General features: G+C 54.3%; 19 protein-coding genes and 1 tRNA gene. 13 read left to right on the top strand and 7 right to left on the bottom strand.

What is annotated here, in order from left to right:
• The first annotated feature begins 13 nt into the window (after positions 1-13).
• The 4 genes from G491_RS0116090 to G491_RS0116075 all read left to right on the top strand — a co-directional run bounded on the left by G491_RS0116090 (position 14) and on the right by G491_RS0116075 (position 3,008).
• The gene (locus G491_RS0116090) at positions 14-601 is read left to right on the top strand and encodes a hypothetical protein (protein ID WP_015947581.1); all 588 of its coding nucleotides are present in this window, start codon (positions 14-16) and stop codon (positions 599-601) included.
• A 64-nt stretch (positions 602-665) separates the two neighbouring features.
• The gene (locus tag G491_RS0116085) at positions 666-1,379 is read left to right on the top strand and encodes a hypothetical protein (RefSeq protein ID WP_028315331.1); all 714 of its coding nucleotides are present in this window, start codon (positions 666-668) and stop codon (positions 1,377-1,379) included.
• A gap of 83 nt (positions 1,380-1,462) precedes the next feature.
• The gene (locus G491_RS0116080) at positions 1,463-2,389 is read left to right on the top strand and encodes an alpha/beta fold hydrolase (protein ID WP_028315330.1); all 927 of its coding nucleotides are present in this window, start codon (positions 1,463-1,465) and stop codon (positions 2,387-2,389) included.
• A gap of 133 nt (positions 2,390-2,522) precedes the next feature.
• On the top strand, positions 2,523-3,008 hold the full coding sequence (locus G491_RS0116075) for a cytochrome c3 family protein (RefSeq protein ID WP_028315329.1): 486 nt from the start codon (positions 2,523-2,525) through the stop codon (positions 3,006-3,008).
• Between the two features lie 44 nt (positions 3,009-3,052).
• Here G491_RS0116075 and G491_RS31085 read toward each other — a convergent pair whose 3' ends face one another.
• From G491_RS31085 to G491_RS0116050, 5 genes are read right to left on the bottom strand one after another with little or no spacing between them, the layout of a single operon-like run.
• Positions 3,053-3,883: an SDR family oxidoreductase gene (locus G491_RS31085; protein ID WP_035219102.1), complete on the bottom strand. Its 831-nt coding sequence runs from the start codon at positions 3,881-3,883 to the stop codon at positions 3,053-3,055.
• A 13-nt stretch (positions 3,884-3,896) separates the two neighbouring features.
• Positions 3,897-4,619: a DUF72 domain-containing protein gene (locus G491_RS0116065; protein ID WP_028315328.1), complete on the bottom strand. Its 723-nt coding sequence runs from the start codon at positions 4,617-4,619 to the stop codon at positions 3,897-3,899.
• A gap of 4 nt (positions 4,620-4,623) precedes the next feature.
• A complete protein-coding gene (sixA, locus tag G491_RS0116060) occupies positions 4,624-5,085 on the bottom strand; it encodes a phosphohistidine phosphatase SixA (protein ID WP_028315327.1) in 462 nt (153 codons plus the stop codon).
• 21 nt (positions 5,086-5,106) lie between these two features.
• On the bottom strand, positions 5,107-5,640 hold the full coding sequence (locus G491_RS0116055) for an isochorismatase family protein (protein WP_028315326.1): 534 nt from the start codon (positions 5,638-5,640) through the stop codon (positions 5,107-5,109).
• The gene (locus G491_RS0116050; RefSeq protein ID WP_028315325.1) at positions 5,637-6,497 is read right to left on the bottom strand and encodes a glycosyltransferase family 2 protein; all 861 of its coding nucleotides are present in this window, start codon (positions 6,495-6,497) and stop codon (positions 5,637-5,639) included. Before G491_RS0116050 ends, G491_RS0116055 begins: the two co-directional genes overlap by 4 nt.
• A 158-nt stretch (positions 6,498-6,655) precedes the next feature.
• Here G491_RS0116050 and G491_RS0116045 point away from each other — a divergent pair, with 158 nt between their 5' ends.
• The 3 genes from G491_RS0116045 to G491_RS0116030 all read left to right on the top strand — a co-directional run bounded on the left by G491_RS0116045 (position 6,656) and on the right by G491_RS0116030 (position 9,273).
• Positions 6,656-7,936 carry a hypothetical protein gene (locus G491_RS0116045; protein WP_157468338.1) on the top strand — a complete coding sequence of 427 codons (1,281 nt, stop codon included), beginning with the start codon at positions 6,656-6,658 and terminating at the stop codon, positions 7,934-7,936.
• A gap of 146 nt (positions 7,937-8,082) precedes the next feature.
• A tRNA-Val gene (locus tag G491_RS0116040) sits at positions 8,083-8,157 on the top strand.
• A 216-nt stretch (positions 8,158-8,373) separates the two neighbouring features.
• On the top strand, positions 8,374-9,273 hold the full coding sequence (locus tag G491_RS0116030) for a TonB-dependent receptor (protein WP_028315323.1): 900 nt from the start codon (positions 8,374-8,376) through the stop codon (positions 9,271-9,273).
• Positions 9,274-9,417: 144 nt separating this feature from the next.
• On the opposite strand, the gene G491_RS0116025 is transcribed toward G491_RS0116030, so the two are convergent.
• Both G491_RS0116025 and G491_RS35530 read right to left on the bottom strand, forming a co-directional pair.
• Positions 9,418-9,939, bottom strand: coding sequence for an REP-associated tyrosine transposase (locus tag G491_RS0116025; RefSeq protein WP_028315322.1), 522 nt, complete (start codon positions 9,937-9,939; stop codon positions 9,418-9,420).
• Between the two features lie 463 nt (positions 9,940-10,402).
• Positions 10,403-11,194 (bottom strand): DnaJ domain-containing protein, encoded by a 792-nt coding sequence (locus G491_RS35530; RefSeq protein ID WP_015947552.1) that lies wholly within the window; start codon positions 11,192-11,194, stop codon positions 10,403-10,405.
• Positions 11,195-11,386: 192 nt separating this feature from the next.
• On the opposite strand from G491_RS35530, the gene G491_RS0116015 reads away from it, so the two are divergent.
• Genes G491_RS0116015 through G491_RS31080 form a run of 6 tightly spaced genes read left to right on the top strand, consistent with a single transcriptional unit; the run spans position 11,387 to position 17,172 of the window.
• A complete protein-coding gene (locus tag G491_RS0116015) occupies positions 11,387-13,003 on the top strand; it encodes an MBL fold metallo-hydrolase RNA specificity domain-containing protein (RefSeq protein ID WP_028315321.1) in 1,617 nt (538 codons plus the stop codon).
• 14 nt (positions 13,004-13,017) lie between these two features.
• Positions 13,018-14,151, top strand: coding sequence for an MlaE family lipid ABC transporter permease subunit (locus G491_RS0116010; RefSeq protein ID WP_015947550.1), 1,134 nt, complete (start codon positions 13,018-13,020; stop codon positions 14,149-14,151).
• A gap of 3 nt (positions 14,152-14,154) precedes the next feature.
• A complete protein-coding gene (locus G491_RS0116005; RefSeq protein ID WP_028315320.1) occupies positions 14,155-14,919 on the top strand; it encodes an ABC transporter ATP-binding protein in 765 nt (254 codons plus the stop codon).
• A 35-nt stretch (positions 14,920-14,954) separates the two neighbouring features.
• Positions 14,955-15,971, top strand: coding sequence for an MlaD family protein (locus tag G491_RS0116000; RefSeq protein WP_028315319.1), 1,017 nt, complete (start codon positions 14,955-14,957; stop codon positions 15,969-15,971).
• 31 nt (positions 15,972-16,002) lie between these two features.
• Positions 16,003-16,641: an ABC-type transport auxiliary lipoprotein family protein gene (locus G491_RS0115995; RefSeq protein WP_169829450.1), complete on the top strand. Its 639-nt coding sequence runs from the start codon at positions 16,003-16,005 to the stop codon at positions 16,639-16,641.
• Positions 16,642-16,650: 9 nt separating this feature from the next.
• Positions 16,651-17,172, top strand: coding sequence for a PaaI family thioesterase (locus G491_RS31080; protein WP_051327302.1), 522 nt, complete (start codon positions 16,651-16,653; stop codon positions 17,170-17,172).
• Positions 17,173-17,189 lie beyond the last annotated feature (17 nt).

Below are 17,189 nucleotides of genomic sequence, written 5' to 3'. Positions count from 1 at the left end.
GAGGGGGCGGGATATGGACAGACCCGGTTGGGCCACGGCGGTGGGCATTGTCGGCATTATTTTGGCGATCTTCAGCATATTGGGAACCGTGCAATTGGCGTTTATCCCGCTCTTCCAGGAATTGGGGGATAAAATGGCCGAAGACTTTCAGAAAGAATTTCCCCAGCAAATGGAGCGGATGCAAGAACAGGGCGGAATGCCGGCGTATACGGAACGCCAAATGAAGCAGATGGAAAACATGTTTAAGTCCATGAGAAAAATTCCGGACTGGTTTCTTAGCTTTTTAACTGCGGCGTACATCCTGGAAGCCCTCGTCAGTATAGGCGTTATTATTGGCTGTATAAACATATTACGCATGAAAAAATCCGGGGTTCCCCTGTTCTTGTGGACGGCGGGCTTCAAGGCGGCTATTAGTTTGTCCGTCCTCATTGCAGCCTTTTTCGCCTCTTCGCTATTTGCCTGGACCATGGTTGGCGGCAGCGGCATTGGTTTTGTTGCTATAAGCGGGCTGATAGTCATCGCCGCCTTGGGTAATAAGGGGGTGTTTCGCGCAAAGCCTCCGAAAATCCCCAATGGCCCTCCTTGGGATTCAAACCGGTGAGGTTGGAAGTCCGCAAGAATCCTTCCGGCCTTGATGTTATGCTGATTCATTTGGAGAAAAAACTATGACCAGACCATTTGCAAGGATCGGGGTTGTGGGGGTGCTGGTGGCGGTCATGAGCACGGCCCTGCTTTTTGTGTTTCCAGCCAAGGCGCCGGGCATGCCGGACGGCTTCGCCACCCCAATCATCGCCTTTGAATTTGCGCAGTGCGCCAGGGACGTCCAAACCCTGTTCGGTCCGGCCGGCTCTCCCGAAAGAGAGGCCATGGTCCGGTCCATGGACCTGGGCAATTTGCTGGATTACGTCTATATGGTCCTGTACTCGGCCTTTATTGCGCTTTTCAGCATGAAAATCGCCAAACGCACGGGTCAAAAGATTTATTACGTCCCCGCCGGCTTGGCTGCCCTGGCCCTGATGGGCGACGCATTGGAAAACCTGCGGCTTTTCGCTATAGCAGGAGGGCTGGAAACCATGGAAATCGAGGCGGACCTGGCGGCCTTGCACGTGCTGACCTGGATCAAGTGGGGCTCTCTGTCCATGGCTTTTTTGTTTTTGGCGCCGTATTTTTTAAAGGGCGGCAAGTTCGCCGTAACCATTGGCGTGATCTGCGCTTTTTGCCCGGTATTGGGGGTGATCGCCTTTTTTCAGCCCGGCGCGTTTTGCGAAATGTTCAGCGTATCCGTGGCGCTTTTATTCTTGCTGACCATTATTTACAGCTTGATATATAAAGAAAAACGTAGTTTGAGGGATGTCATGGAGGCGACCGCCGGGAAATGAGGGGCCCGCGAGCGTTTTTGTTAAAACATATTGGATCAGTTCAATATAACGCCTTGAAAAACAAACCATTTGGGGGGGGATCCATGAAGGAGGAGAAGTATCCTTGGCAGGGGCAGGTTGTCAATAAATCGTTGAAGACCAGGGATGGGGTGAGCATCTGCTACCAGACCCTGGGAACCGACAAGAAAAAACCCGTGGTGTGCATCGCCCACGGCCTGGGCGCCAGGTTGTACGCCTGGGCGCCTATATTGAACGTCATCCTGCCCAGGTACCGGGTCATAACATGGCATTACCGGGGCCTGTATCAGTCGGAGACCCAGGAGAGCATCCGCCGCTTTTCCATCCTGGACCACGCGGAAGACCTGAAATCCATCCTGGATAAGGAAAAGGTGGACAAGGTCCACATTATCGGATGGTCCATGGGGGTCCAGGTGGCCCTGGAATTCGCCCATTTATTCCCCGACCGGCTGGAAAAGCTGGTTCTCATCAACGGAACGTACGGCCACACCCTGTCCACCGGCCTTCAGCCTCTTTTTCGCATACCGTACATGGCGGACTTCCTTCATATTATCATAGAGACCCTGAAAAGCAGAAAAGAGTCGGCCTCACTGATCCGCAAGGTGGCGACCAACAAAAAAATTACGGGCGCCGTGGGCTCCTTATATTCCACCTTGCGGGGAAGCCCCTATTTTACGGAGGTGCTCCAGCAGTACGCCGATGATGTGCTGGGGGATAGCTTTAATAATTATCTCAGGCTGTTCCAGGAGTTGGACGCGCACTCAACTTACCACAATCTGCCCGAGATCGTGCATCCGGCCCTGGTGGTTTGGGGGGACCTGGACCCGCTGATTCCAGCGTATCTCTCCCGCCGGATTCGGCGCAGGCTGGTCAATGCATATACCTTGAGATTCTGGCTCGGAACCCATTTTGTGCATTTGGAATACCCCAAAAGGGCGCCTAATCGCATACTTCGTTTCCTGGATAGCCATATAATTGAACCGGACGTTTGACCGCGGCCTTTCTTTAGTGTATCGTGCCCGATTGAGTAAATCTGGTGCCGTGGATAAAAAAGGTTTAAACGGTGTGTAATACAAAATAACCGGCCCGCGAATGGGTCGCCTGAAGTCAGGGGAGTGATTAGGGATGAAAAAAAGCCGTTTGCTAATGATTACAGTTGTTCTTCTGCTGGTTTCCGGTTTGGCGGTTCATGCGGAGTATCGCGTGGAATCGGATGAGGGGGAAATTTGCGCGCCCGTTCAGACCATGATTTTGACGCCGCCCGAAGACGTGGAAGCCAAATTTGCTGATGTTCGTTTTCCTCACGCCGACCATTTCAGCTATTCCTGCATGGAATGCCATCATATGTGGGACGGATACAGCGACATCAACGCCTGCATGGATTGCCATGACGCGACGGAATACATCAGCAGGAAAGAGGCCAAAGAAGATTACATCATGTACTATCAGTCCGCGTATCATGCACTTTGCCGCGACTGCCACGCTGAAATCGGCCGTAAAAATACAGACATCAAAAAGGAAAACAAGGGCAAATCCGATAAGGACAAGGTCGCCCTGCTTCCCAACGGCCCCAAAAGCTGCAATGGCTGCCACAGCGTAAAAGCTGAATAAGCAAAACTGATTTTTTCACCGAATAAACCGGCTGGCCTGGGGACTCAACCGATCCCCAGGCCTTTATCCATTATACGGGTCATCAGACGCATGATCCCATGGTAGACCAGGAAACATTTGGTCTTGAAAAAGTATAAGGCTTTTATGTCCCCGGACGTAATAAGCATGTATTGATTTTTCTCTATCGCCCGGACTATCTGGCCGCCTACCTTCTCAGGCGTTAACGCTATCTTGCGGAACTTATCCTTTAATTTATCTATTCCCGAAACCGGCGCTTTAATTTGAACGCTTTCGAGAATGCCCGTGTTCACCGCCCCCGGACAAACCACCGTCACCTTGATGCCGTGCTTGTGCAGATCGTATTTTAAAACTTCGCTGATCCCCACGACTCCGTGTTTGGAGGCGCAATAGGCCAAGTGCCAGGGCAGGCCGAACAAACCGGCGGTGGATGACACGTTTACAATGTGCCCGCCCCGGCCTTTTTTGACCATCTCCGGCATGAAACATTGGATGCCGTTAATCACCCCCCAAAGGTTGACGTCGATGATCCTGCGCCAGTCCTCCATGGTGTAATCCTGGGGCTGAGCGAACAGGGCCACGCCCGCATTGTTCACCAGAATGTCCATCACCTCGTATTCCTGATGAATCTCTTGAGCGAATTCGCTGACCGCCTCGTAATCGGAAATATCCAGGGCTTTGGCAAGGCCCACGCTTCCGCCCCGGCTTTCAATTTCCTTTGCGGTTTGCTTTAAGCCTGCCTCATTGATGTCCGTGATAAAAACAACGGCCCCTTTGGCGGCCAAAGCCATGGCAGTCGCCCGGCCAATTCCGCTGGCCGCCCCCGTCACCATTGCCTTCTTGTTTTTTATGTCCATGCTCCCCCTCCTGTTAATCGTCAACCCCCATCAACTCTTTCAGCCGCAAGGCGTTCCTGGCGGCGGCGTCCGTCATGGTGTTGTCAAAGTATATGTAGGCGTCCCGATTCCAGCCCGCAACCAGCTCCGCCCAATGCTCCAGTTCCTCATCCGTGTACGAGGACATGTAAATCTCTTGGGAACCGTGCAGCCTGAGATACACAAAATCCGCCGTGGCCGCCTCCACGCAGGCGTGCTTGCCGGCGGTGTCCGAAACGCACCACGCGATGTTGTGCTCCTCCAAAAGGGCGAAAAGCCCGTCATCCAGCCAGGAGTCGTGACGGGTTTCCAGGGTAAAGCGGAACCCCTCTGGCAGAAACTGGAAAAAGTCCCGGGCGACTTCCTTTTCATAGGCCAGGGTGGGCGGAAGCTGCAACAGGATCGGCCCCAGTTTCTCGTTGAGGATGCTCGCTGACTCCAAAAAGCGCGGGACCGTCTCCTCGGGCGTTTTCAGTCTTTTTACATGGGTGATGTATCGGCTGGCTTTGACGGCCCATGTGAAGCCCTCGGGCGTGGTCTCTCGCCATTTTTCGTAAGTGGAATCCTTGATGGTGCGATAAAAGGTCGCGTTGACCTCCACCGTGTTGAACAAGGTGCAGTAATGGGGCAGCCACTTGGTCTTGGCCAGTTTTTCCGGGTAAAAAGCCCCTTTCCAGCAATCGTAGGTCCAGCCCGACGTTCCTATCAATAGCGTCATCAAGCTAACCCACGTTGGGCATGAGCGCCCATTTGACCACCCAGGTTCCTGTGTCAGGATGCTTGCCCAGGCAAACGATGCCGGCGTTTTGGAAGCGGAACACGGGCCTGTCCGGGTTCCCGGTGATTAAATAGGAAGCCATGCGCTCCATGAAAGGCAGGTGGCCCACGATCATCAAGCCCGGATTGTCCTCCAACATAGGCGCAAAGGCCGCTACGTCGTCCATGGGCTTCAATCCCGTGGTTTCCTCCACGCCGTCGGGCGGATTAAGGGCCTTGGCGAAGATCTCGGCGGTCTGCAAGGCCCGGGTTTTGCCGCTGTGCCGGATTTGCAAAACCTTGACCCCATACCCGGCGGCCACGCCCGCAATGCGCTCCGACTCTTCTATGCCCAGGGGCGCCAGGCCTTGATCCGGGTCCTGGTCCTTGGGCAGGCTTTTTCCGTGCTGAACAAGATATACGGCCATGTTGGACTCCATTCTATTAAATTATTTCACCAGCTTGAGGGTTTCCTTAAACTGGGGCGTTCCGGCTTTTTTCAGGATTTCGTAAAACAGCATTTCTTTGGTGGTGACGGTCGCCCCTTCCTGGCGAAGGCGGGCAAGGGCCGCCTGCAGATTGAAATCCGTGCGGGAGGAAACCGCGTCCGCAATCACGTGCACGTCATAACGCCCCAAGGCGTCCAGGGCGGTCTGGCATACGCAGATGTGGGCTTCCACGCCGGCGATCAGGAGCGTGTCGGCGCCTGTTTTATCCAGGGCTGCGGAGAATTCCTCACAGTCAAAGCAAGAAAACGAAATCTTGGATATGGGCTGAAAATCCTTGATGAGCCCGCTGATTTCCTCCAGGGTCGGCCCCAGCTTCTGCTGCTCGGTGACAAGGACGGGAATCTCCATGATATTGGCGAACCGCACAAGATCCTGCATGGTTTTGGCGATTGCTTCGTTATTGGCGATGACGGGCATAAGGCGTTCCTGAGCATCGATGATCACCAGAGCGCATTTGCTGGATTCTTTTATCATGGCGGGGTGTTCTCCTTTTTGGCTTGGCTTTGGGGCGGTTCGTTTTCGTAATGCCGGGCCACGGCTCGATAAAATTCCGCCTCCTCCATGCGGCTGCGTTTGGCGCATCCATTGGCGTATATGCGGCATTTCTTTTGCAAAACGGCTGCGGCGGCTGCGCGTTGGCACGCCGTCAAAGGCTGGTTTTCCAGCAGTTTGACCAAAGAGGCGATGCGGTACCGGTCCAGCCCGGGCATGGCGGAAAGCTGGTCTTCATGGCCTCCGTGCTTGATGACCAGAGGCTCGTCGATCAGATGCACGGGATGGCGGCATCCGATCCTAAGCCAGAGGTCGTAGTCCTCGCATGCCGGAAGGCTTTCGTCGAATCCGCCCATGGCGTCAAACAGGCTGCGGCGCATCATGACCGCCGACGGGCTGACCAGGCAAAGCTCCAAGGAGCGTTCAAACACCTGGCCCGAAGGCTTTTCATGCCGGTTTCGGGGATTCACCCGTTTGCCTCTGCGGATCCAGGTTTCGCCTGTCTGGCAGATGAGCGCTTCGGGATTGTTTGCAAAAAAATCCGCCTGGACGGTCAGCTTGGACGGCAGCCAAAGGTCGTCCGAGTCCAGAAAGGCGATCAACTTCCCTGAGCCGGCGGCCGCCCCATGGTTGCGGGCCGCGCTCACGCCCTGCCGTTTTTGAGGCAGCACGTGCACTTGGGGATAGCTTTTCAGGATTTCCAGGGTGTCATCCTCGGACCCGTCATCCACCACAATCAACTCAAAATCCCTGAAATCCTGCGCCAGGACGGACTCCACAGCCTTTTCTATTCGTCCCGCCCGATTGAATGTTGGGATGATAACGCTGATTCCGGCCATAAGCAATCCTGGTTCCAGTCAATTCATAATTAGGCCATTTGTACGTGATGCCAGGGCGCTTGGCAAGGGGAGACGAAAAAGATTCTTTTCCTTTGACGTTTGATACGCTATCATAGAGGTTTAGGGATGAGCAACGCATTTACAAGTGAGGGAATATTTTGAAATCACGAACAATTACTTTTTTCGGACGGTTTGCAACGCTGTTCCTGCTCATAGCGGCCCTGGGCGCGATACCTGCCGCAACGCCTTGCATGGCTCAGGCGCAGGAGCCCATGGACTCCATGGAAGCGGTGGAAGCCATCGGCGTTTCCAGGATTTATCAGGGAAAAGTCAGCAACGCGCGGGAAGCGGCCACGGAAGACTCCTTTGAAATGGCCGTGACCAAAGTGGTCTCGGAAATCGTTCCCCCGGACGTGCTGGCTTCCAATTTTGACGCGGTGAACCGACTGGTCCTGGCCAAAACGGAAAGTTTTGTGCAGGGATTCCAGGTGCTGGCGGAAGCGCAGGATTCCACCCATTTGCGCATCATGACCAGGGTGCGCGTGGATCACAACGCCATTCAGGACGCGCTCAGGGCCGGCGGCGCCCTGGCGGCCCAGGCGGATCTGCCCGTGCTGCTCTTTTTGGTCAACGAGAAAGAGTTCGGACAGCAGACGCCCAGGCACTGGTGGGGCAAGGCGGTTTCTCAAAACCTGACGCCGTACTCTGAAACGGTCATGGCCCGGGGCCTGGCTGAAAAAGGCTTCCCCTCCGTGGACGGGCGGGACTCCATCCGCGCCATGGTGTCCGAGCCTCAATTCGATCCCGAACGCTTTGACCTGACCTCGGCCATGAGGCTGGCGAAAAACGCCCAGGCCCAGGTGGTCATATTCGGAGAGGTTTCCGCGGAAAACGCCACGGCCATTCCCGGAACCGACATGGCTTCCTACGAGGCTTCGGTGACAATCCAGGCCGTAAACGCAGACACGGGGGAGCGCATTGCAGCCTCTTCCCAGGTGGCCTCCGTGGTTTCGGACAATGATCAGACCGGCAGCAGGGACGCCATCGCCAAGGCTTCAACCCAGGCGGCTCAGGAATTGGCCATAGGCCTTGCGGCGGCTTACCAGACCCAGCCCCAGGGGCCGGTCACTCTGGAGATGAAAGTCTCGGGCATTTCTCCGCTGGCTAATTTCGTGGCTTTCAGAAATGCTCTGAAAAGCGACACCGAAGGCGTAACCCGCGTCCTGCCCAAAGGCATGACCGACCGGGAAGCCCTGCTTATGGTGGAATACAAAGGCATGCCCCAGAAGCTGGCAAGGGACCTGACCCTGAAGGCCTTTGACCGCTTTAGCGTGCATGTGAGCTACATCGGCGAAAGCCAGATGGACCTGCAGCTCATTCCCAAAGATCCCGAACCGGCCCCAACGCCCGGAATTCTGGAGGAGTTGCCCGGTAACTAAGGCGCGAAACCAGGCCGCCGGGCCAGGTTGCCAGCCGTGCGGCAAGGCCGGGGCGCCAGGAGATCTTTTGTTAGGGAAAAATTGGGATTTTTGCGCCATTTAGCTTGACATGAGCTCCGGGCGCGTGTAAGAAGCTGTCCATATAAAGGCACGTAGCTCAGGGGGAGAGCGCTACCCTGACACGGTAGAAGTCGTTGGTTCAAATCCAATCGTGCCTACCAGAAAATACAAGGGCCTGATTCGCAAGAATCAGGCCCTTTTTTTCGTTGCTCATGATAATATCATGGGCAAGGGCATGGATTTTTTACCCTTATCCCAAAATACATGGACGAAAAGCGCATGATAGACTAATAATGGTTAGAATTAGCGTTTACGATGTAAGACAGTGTTTCAGATCCTATCTACTCCTAAATTGATTGCATAAACACAGGCGGAATATGATTAAAATTCTGAAATTGACCTCCCTGGCCGTGATCCTGATTCTATCTCCCACATGCGCATTATTCGCCCAGGGCCCGCCCACCGGGCCGACCCTTAAACTGGATGCAGCCTATCTTTCCGAGTCCTCGGTTGAGTCGAGCCAGGGCTCCTATTCCGTGGCCATGGCGGGTGTGGAAGCCTCGTACAAGTACTTCACCGTCCATGCGGCCCAAGGCCGGTTTAACTGGAGCAGGGTGGATCTGTTGCCTTTCGGCGACGGCGTGAACGATCCCTGGTCCCAGCTTAACAAGATCGGGCTGTCGGCCAGGTATCGCGGAAAAATGAGCGACAAATGGGGATATCTGCTGGGCGCCGGAATCACGTCGACCTTTGAGGAGGAAATGGGCCTGCCATCCTATAGCCTCAGCGGCGGGCTAAGCTACAGCTTTAGCTCCAAGCTCCGAGTAGGGGCCGGCCTAAGCTTGGGCCATAATGATATTGAAACCACGGTGATGCCATTCATCAGTTTTGGTTACGATTACGGAAACAGCAGGAATAACGGGGTGTTTGCATCCATAGGCTGGCCCCGTTTGAGCGCCGGGTACAGGTTCTCTCCGGAATGGGCTGCAAAAGTAAGCCTGGCCCTGGACAGCCGAACCTATCAGTTGGCCACCGGGGGAATCTATAAGCTGAGGGACGACAGCCCGGTTTACCCGGAAGGCTACGTGGGATTGAGCGGATATTCGCCCGGCCTTTCCCTGGAATACACTCCGACCCCGAGCATAAATGTCGCCCTTGGTCTGTCCTGGTGGTTGAACAGCGAGATGGACCTTTACAATGATGACGGGGACAAGCAGTTCATCTACGACATCGAAGATTCTTTAGGCGGCTCCCTTCAGTTTCAATACCGGTTTTAAAAAACGGCGTTGATTCAATGTCATGACCTCTGCATGGCGCGGGTCCTTGTTTCCGGGAGTGCGTCATCACGGTTGCCATCTACGGTAATCATTCCGCCGCATCCGAGCAGATACGTCTGGAAATACGAGGTGTTATTACTTGGTTCAATCTGAAATATTTAGATTGTCAAGGCTGCGCAGTCTACCTTCATCCCAATCACTTTGGTAGGATTTGTTTTGGAGGAACTTTGCAAGGCTTGAATGCCGCCAGTATAGGGCTTTTTCCGCATAGCCGTGTTTTACAGGATTGTAGTGAATGTAGTCAGCATGCTTAATGAAATCTTCCTCATTCCTGATTGCATGTTCCCAGAATCTCTTTTGCCAAATCGTTTGCTTTTCCCCTTTTACGCTTGATCCGTTAAAAAACTCGTGTGTAAAAAATCCCTTAATAATCCGCCATCTGGTGGAATAGTCGGAATCTCCTTTGGGTAAGGTCCAAATGCAATGCATATGGTCTGGCAGGATCACATAGGCATCAATCACAAAAGGGCGGTCGACCATTACGCATTTAAAGGATTCTTTAAGGATTTTAATATTTTGCTCGGAGGAAAAAATGGGGGATCTTTGGTGAGTGACGACAGTAAAAAAATAAGCTCCGCCCTTTATTTTCACCCGCCGATATTTCATTTTGAGTCCGCCTAATTTTGTCTGTGATTATAACTATCTTAAATTGTTGCTTTTTTGTAGGTTGGGTGGTTCTGCGTCCATAAATTTCGAGCAGGTCCTGTTGTGTTAAGAAATCCGTCAGGAGCGCCATTGAATAATGCAGCCGAACGCAGGTTCACCCAACGTGCGAACAGTTGGATGAACCTGCGCGCTTGCCGTCCTGGTGAAAAAGCCTCATCCACCTGGAACTCCACCTTGGCGTCGGTATAAAAATTTACGGCGCAGAACCATCCAACCTACATGGCATAGACTGTTTTTATCTAAAAATTTGGGTAATTATAGCAGATAACGGATGATGCGTCTAAGCCGTTATTGCGATATATAGAGTTTTCAGTCCAAAGGTGTATTGGATATAACTAATTGAAAGCATATACTTTTTATGGCGCGAGCGTATTTTATTCTGAAATGCTGAATGGATAATTGCCTACGCCACTCTAACCAGGACGTACATGTCGCCCCGGCCGACGGGGGATACGCGGCCTTTGCCCTTGAGGCGGAGGCGGGTGTTGTCCCTGACTCCGGCGGGAATGGACACCTTGAGGATTTCCCGGGCGCTGGTGTGATGCAAAGCCAGCTCCACCTGCTTGCCTGCGCGGGCTTCCTCCCGGCTGACGGTGAGGTTGTAGGTGATGTCGCTGGAATCCAGCATGGTCTTCTGGCTGGATTGGATGGCCTTTTTTAACAGATATCTTCCGGCCTTCTGGCCTATTTTGGACAAGATTCCCGGCTTGGTTTTCACGGCCGTCCTGGCCGCGGCCCCGGTTCCCCCGGATGCGGCGGCGAAAAGCTCCCTCCACACGCCGCTCATGGCTCCCAACAAAATCGCGCCGCCTATGATCAAAGGGCCGCCGCGGAAAAACACCTGCTGATAAAACTGGGGGTCCGTTCGCAGCCCTGCGTTTTCGAATTCCCTGAACAGATCCCGAAAAATTTGGCTGGCCTGGGGATTGTTAAACATGTCCCGGAAGATTTCCTCCTGGGAGTAGGAAAATCCTCCGCCGGATCCTCCAAAGGCCTGTGCGGCGTCATACTGCCTGCGCTTGTCCTCGTCCATGAGAACTGCATAAGCTTCTGAAACCTTTTTGAATTTTTCTTCAGCCTGGGGGTCGTCAGGATTCCGGTCCGGATGGCATTCAAAGGCCTTTTTCCTGTAGGCTGATTTTATTTCCTGCTCCGTGGCGCTTTTTTCAACGCCCAGGATTTCATAATAGGTCATGGGTCAGTCCGCTCCAGTTTCAAGTCCGACCAAGTCCTGCGGCTGGATACTATTTATCGGAAGGGCGTCAAACTGTCAAAGCCATAATAAGGAGGCGCCCCGGAATACGCACATTGCCATTGCAAAAGAGCGGGTTACGCGGTATGGTTTCGTGCACTTATGGCATATATTGTAAAGGAAAGGCAGCAAACAATGGTACGAGTTACATGCTTGGGCGCCGCTGGCGGAGTTACTGGCTCCAACCATTTGGTGGAGACCTCGGACGGCAGAAAAATCTTGGTGGATTGCGGCCTGTTTCAGGGCGGCAAACAAATGGAAGCCCGCAACTGGGAAAGCTGGGGATTCAACCCCGCGGACATCGACCTGGTGATTGTCACGCATGCGCACATTGACCACATCGGCCGCATTCCCAAACTGATCAAGGACGGATACAAAGGAAAGATCATTGCATCCCCTCCCACCATTGATCTGGCGGAAATCCTGCTGCTGGATTCGGCGCACATCCAGGAGATGAACGCCGAATGGCAAACCCGGAAAAATAAGCGCAGGGGCAGCAAAGACATCCAACCCCTGTATACCACCCCGGACGCCGAAAGAAGCCTTTCCCATTTCCAGCCCCAGAATCGGGACGAAATGCTGGAACTGAATATGGGCGTCAAGATCCGTTTGCGGAACGCCGGCCACATTCTGGGCTCGGCCATCCTGGAGATGTGGATCGAGGACGACGGCCAGGAAATGAAAATCGTATTTTCCGGGGATATCGGCCAGCCCGAGCAGCTTATCATCAAAGACCCTTACGAGGTTTTCGCCGCGGACTTCCTGTTCATGGAATCCACTTACGGCAACCGGCTGCATAAATCCCACGAGGAAAGCCGCCAGGAGCTTCTGGAGGCTATCAAATACAGTTACGAAAACGGCGAAAAGGTTGTCATTCCGGCTTTCGCCGTGGAGCGCACCCAGGAAATCCTATACATTCTGGGCGAATTCCACCGCGCCGGCGTACTGCCTGACATGCCTATCTATCTGGACAGCCCTTTGGCCATCAAGGCCACGGAGATTTTCCGCAAGCACAAAAAGCATTATGACGAAGAAGCCATGGCCATTGTGCAAAAGGGCTTCGACCCCCTGGACTTGCCCAACCTCAAGTTTACGCCCAGTACGGCGGAATCCATCGCCATCAACGAGAGGCCCGGCCCCGCCATTGTCATGGCCGGAAACGGCATGTGCACGGCCGGCAGGATCAAGCATCATCTTAAGCACAACTTGTGGAGGCCGGGCTCCAGCCTGGTCATCGTGGGATTCCAGGCTCAGGGGACCACGGGCCGCCGGATTGTGGAAGGCGCCTCTGAGGTCAAGATTTTCCGGGAAACCGTGGCCGTAAAGGCCAAGGTCCACACCATCGGCGGTTTTTCCGCCCATGCGGACCAGGAAGACCTGTTGCGGTGGGTGGGCCACTTTGCGGAATCCAAGCCCAAGGTTTTTCCCATCCATGGCGAACCCGAGGCCTGCAAGGTGTTGGCGGAAAAAATCCAGGAGAAATACGGCCTGGAAACCCATGTGCCCAGATGGCGGGAATCCATCCTCCTCACTCCCAAAGCCGTGGATTATGAGCTTCCGGAACAAGAAGAGGATATGGAGCCGGACTACTATGCGGAGATGAACAACGTCATCGTGAGCATGGAAAAAAATATCCGGGAGTTGCGCAGAACGCTGAACGAGCGATTGGCTAAGGAAAAGGACGGAGACCACGGATTGGAGCGTCTCCAGTTTATTCAAGAGGAACTGGAAAGTATTCTGAAAAGCGGATAAAAGCCATTCTAAGGATGAATACTCTGGCAGCCACGTTCACCATCGAAGACAACGACGGCAAAGGCTCTATCCTGCGACTGCACGGGCCCTTGGACCAGGACGCCTATTTTGCACTGGCCGGCCCTTTACGCCAAGCCATAAAAAAAGGCTGCGCCGGCGAGTTGGTGATTGACCTTAAGGACGTGACCCGGCTGGACGACTTTGGGGCGCTGCTGCTGGCGCACGTGCATAAAGCCGCCCACGCCGTGAATTCCCCCTGCTCCATTGAGGCGGCCAGGCCCAGTGTGCGGGAAGTGCTGGACCTGCTTCATTTTCAAAGGTTGATTAACGCTCCTGCTCTGGAAAAGCCCAAACACGAAAATCCCTTTGTCGCCCTGGGCGGAGCAATCATTGATAAAGTGCTTGGCGCCAAGGAGTTGATTGACTTCACCGGCGACGTTTTGCTTTGCGCCGCCATTGTGGTTCGCCATCCCTTTTCCATGCGCTGGGACGACATGTTGACGGCCATGCGCAAGGTGGGCGTGGACGCGGTGCCCATTGTGGGGCTCATCAATTTTTTGCTGGGTTTCATCATGGCGTTCATGACCTCGGTGCAGCTCAAGCAGTTCGGGGCCAATATTTACGTGGCGCCCCTGGTGGCCATCGCCATGGTCCGGGAGTTGGGGCCCATCATGACGGCCATTGTAGTCACGGGCCGCTCCGGCTCGGCCTTTGCCTCGGAAATCGGCGCCATGAAGATTTCCGAAGAGGTGGATGCGTTGTCCACCATGGGCTTCAACCCCGTGGTTTTTTTGGTCATGCCCAAAATGACTGCAGCCATGATCGTCATGCCTATTCTGACCGTCTTCGCTTGTCTGTTCGGCATCCTGGGCGGGCTGCTTGTCGGAGTGGTTTTCCTGGACCTGACCCTTTCGAATTATCTGAGTGAAACCATCGACAGCCTGAGCATGTACGCGGTCAACTGGTGCTTTTTCAAGGCCGTTGTGTTTGCATTTTTAATCACCTGGATCGGCTGCCTCCGCGGTTTTCAGGTCAAGGGCGGCTCCTCGGCCGTGGGCGAGGCCACCACGTCGTCCGTGGTTTCGGGCATATTTCTCATTATTCTGTGGGATTGCATTTTTGCATTCATCCAGTTGTACTGGAGCTGATTCATGGTTCAGGAGCCCATCATAAGCGTTAGGAGCCTCACTGCAGGGTACGGGGACGTCCGCATCCTGGAAGACGTTTCCTTTGACGTAAGTCCGGGGGAAATCCTGATGATCGTGGGCGGCAGCGGCTGCGGAAAAAGCACCCTGCTCAAGCACATGATCGGGCAGCTGCCTCCCATCAGCGGCGAAATCTTAGTGGACGGCTGCTGCCTTAACACCTGCAGCACAAGCGAGTACCATGACTTGCTCAAACGCATCGGAGTGCTGTATCAGGGAAGCGCGCTTTTAAGCTCGCTCACGGTGGGGCAGAACGTCGCCCTGCCCATCCTGGAGCATACGGATCTGCCCAAGGACGCGGTGGACAGCCTGGTTAGGATTAAGCTGTCCATGGTGTATTTGGACGGATCGGAAAACCTGCTGCCTTCCGAGCTTTCGGGCGGCATGAAAAAAAGGGCCGGCCTGGCCAGGGCCATGGCCTTGAACCCCAAAATTCTTTTTTTTGACGAACCTTCGGCCGGTCTGGACCCCATTACCTCGTCCGAACTGGACCGTTTGATATTGCAGCTTAACAAGATATTCAAAACCACCATGGTGGTGGTTACGCATGAGTTGCGGAGTATTTTTTCAGTCGCCCAAAGGGTGATCGTTCTGGACAAGGAAACCCGGGGAATCATCGCCCAGGGAACTCCTATGGACCTTAAAAATAATAACGCCCATCCCCTGGTCAGGGATTTTTTCAACCCGCCGGGGCAGGATGTCTGCGACTGACATCCATTGCATTGTGGGCATGGAGACAACCAAGCATGGCTTCCGTACAAACCAAGTTTATGGTCGGGCTATTTCTCATTGCGGGCGTCGCCTTAACAGTGGTGGTGGTCATATGGGTCGGCATGTCCGGGTATTTGGAAAAAGGCGTAAATTATGTCATGTACTTTGATGAATCCGTCCAAGGCCTGGATCAGGATTCCACGGTAAAATATCGCGGCGTGCCCATCGGCTCGGTGCAGTCCATCGAAGTGGCCGCAGACGGCAAACTGGTGGAGGTGGTGGTTAAAATCCGTAAAGGCGACATCCCCGAAGAGCCCGTTTTCGCGCAATTGAAGTCCGTGGGCATCACCGGCATCATGTTCATTGAACTGGATCTGGAGCCGGTCCCGTCCAGTATAAAACAGGAGTTTTCCTTTGAACCGCCTTACCCGGTCATCCCAACCCGGCTGTCCGGAATCAACCAGATGTTCCGCAATGTGGAGACCATGTTCAGCCGTTTTGAGCAAATGGACGTGGAAGGCGTTATCGTCCGGCTGCAGCGGGATCTGGACTCCCTGGACAAGGTGATTAAAAATACGGACACGGAAGCCATTTCCTCGTCCATTGTGGAATCCCTGGACCGATTGAACAACATCCTGGACCCGGAGCGCTGGGACGCCATTCTCGCTTCCGTGCAGCAGGTGGGGCCGGAAGTGGAGGATACCGTGGGAGACGCCCGCGCCATGTTCAATCGGGCTGAATCCGCCCTGGGCAGGCTGGACGGCCTTTTGCTTCAGAACCAGGAAAACCTGACCCTTGCCATGGACGCCTTGCGCGAGACCATGGAGGCCGCAGCCAGCATGGTTAAAGAAGGCGAAAATCTGGTGGCCGGAACGGACGACAAGTTCAGTCATCTGCAACAGCACTTGCTGGTTTCGGTGCAAAATCTGGAAAAAGCCACGGAAAACCTGAACAGACTCCTGGACAGCCTGGCTCAGGATCCCGCGCAAATTTTGCTGGGCCAGCCGCCTTCGCCGCGAAGCGTTGGAAATGGCGGGGGCTCCGTACGATAGAATGTCTTGTCAACCAACAAGGAGAATCCGCGTGAAACCCGGAAGAATAATTCCAATCATATGTACAGCGTTGATGTTAGGGGCGCTGCCGGCGTGCAATATCTCGCGCACCGCCGCAACCCCCATCACGCACTACACTCTGGAATATGAATCCCCAAAAATGGAAAAGGCCGAAGTCCTGCCTTACGTGATCATGATCAAACGCTTTTCCGTTTCTCCGGATTACAACATGCTGCCCATCATATACCGGGACAAAGCCTTTGTGCGAAACACCTACTCTTATCACAGGTGGAGGGCCAACCCCGGGGACCTGGTGACTTATTATCTGGCCAGGGATTTTAAAGCCCAGAGCGCCTTTACAGCCGTTCTTTCCTATGACTCCAACCTCAGGATGACCCATACCCTGGAAGGCGTGGTGGAGGAATTTTACGAACGGGACGGCGAAGATAGCTGGGAGGCTGTTTTGGGCTTCAGCGTAACCCTGGTCAAAATGCACGAGCCTGACGTGACCCGTCAGATAGTTTTTCAAAAACAATACCGCCTGACCCAAAAGGCGGATGAAAAGAATCCGGAGTCCATTGCCAAGGCCATGAGCCAGGCCATGGAAAAAGCGTCTCTCATGGTTATGGAGGACGTTTACGCGGCCCTGGAGGCTGCAGACCGGAAATAGGCGGCCAAGATGGAAGAAACCCAACGCATCCCTTTGCCCAACCTGGAGGGCTACAATTGCTTCGCCTGCGGGTCGGCCAACCCCATCGGCCTGCACATGCATTTTTTTCTGGAAGGGGATAAGGTGGTCTCGGACCTGGTTCTGGGCCAAAATCTGGCCGGCTGGGAAAATCTGGTCCACGGCGGCATCATTTCCACGCTCATGGACGAAATCGTGGGCTGGACCGTCATCACCCTGAAAAGAAAATTTTTCGTCACCCGCAGTCTGAACATCCGTTATTTGCGCCCCATACCCGTGGGCTCCAAGGTGCGCGTGCAAGGCAAATTCCGGTCCGAGTCGGAAAACGGACGGGCGACCATAGACGCCCTGCTGCTGGGGCCTGACGGCCGCAAGTCCGCCACGGGCAAGGCCGAGGTGGCCTTCTTGTCCGAAAAGCGCATCAAGGAAATTCCCGAAAGCCACCAAAAGGACATGAACTGGCTTTTCGAGCAACTGGAAGCCGCATTTAACAAAAGCGCCCTGGCGGAGTGACATAAATAGGGCTGCGT

Source organism: Desulfatibacillum aliphaticivorans DSM 15576 (assembly GCF_000429905.1).
Taxonomy (GTDB): Bacteria; Desulfobacterota; Desulfobacteria; order Desulfobacterales; family Desulfatibacillaceae; genus Desulfatibacillum; species Desulfatibacillum aliphaticivorans.
The sequence above is the reverse complement of the archived record's forward strand: the minus strand, read 5'-3'. Positions and strand labels throughout refer to the sequence as shown.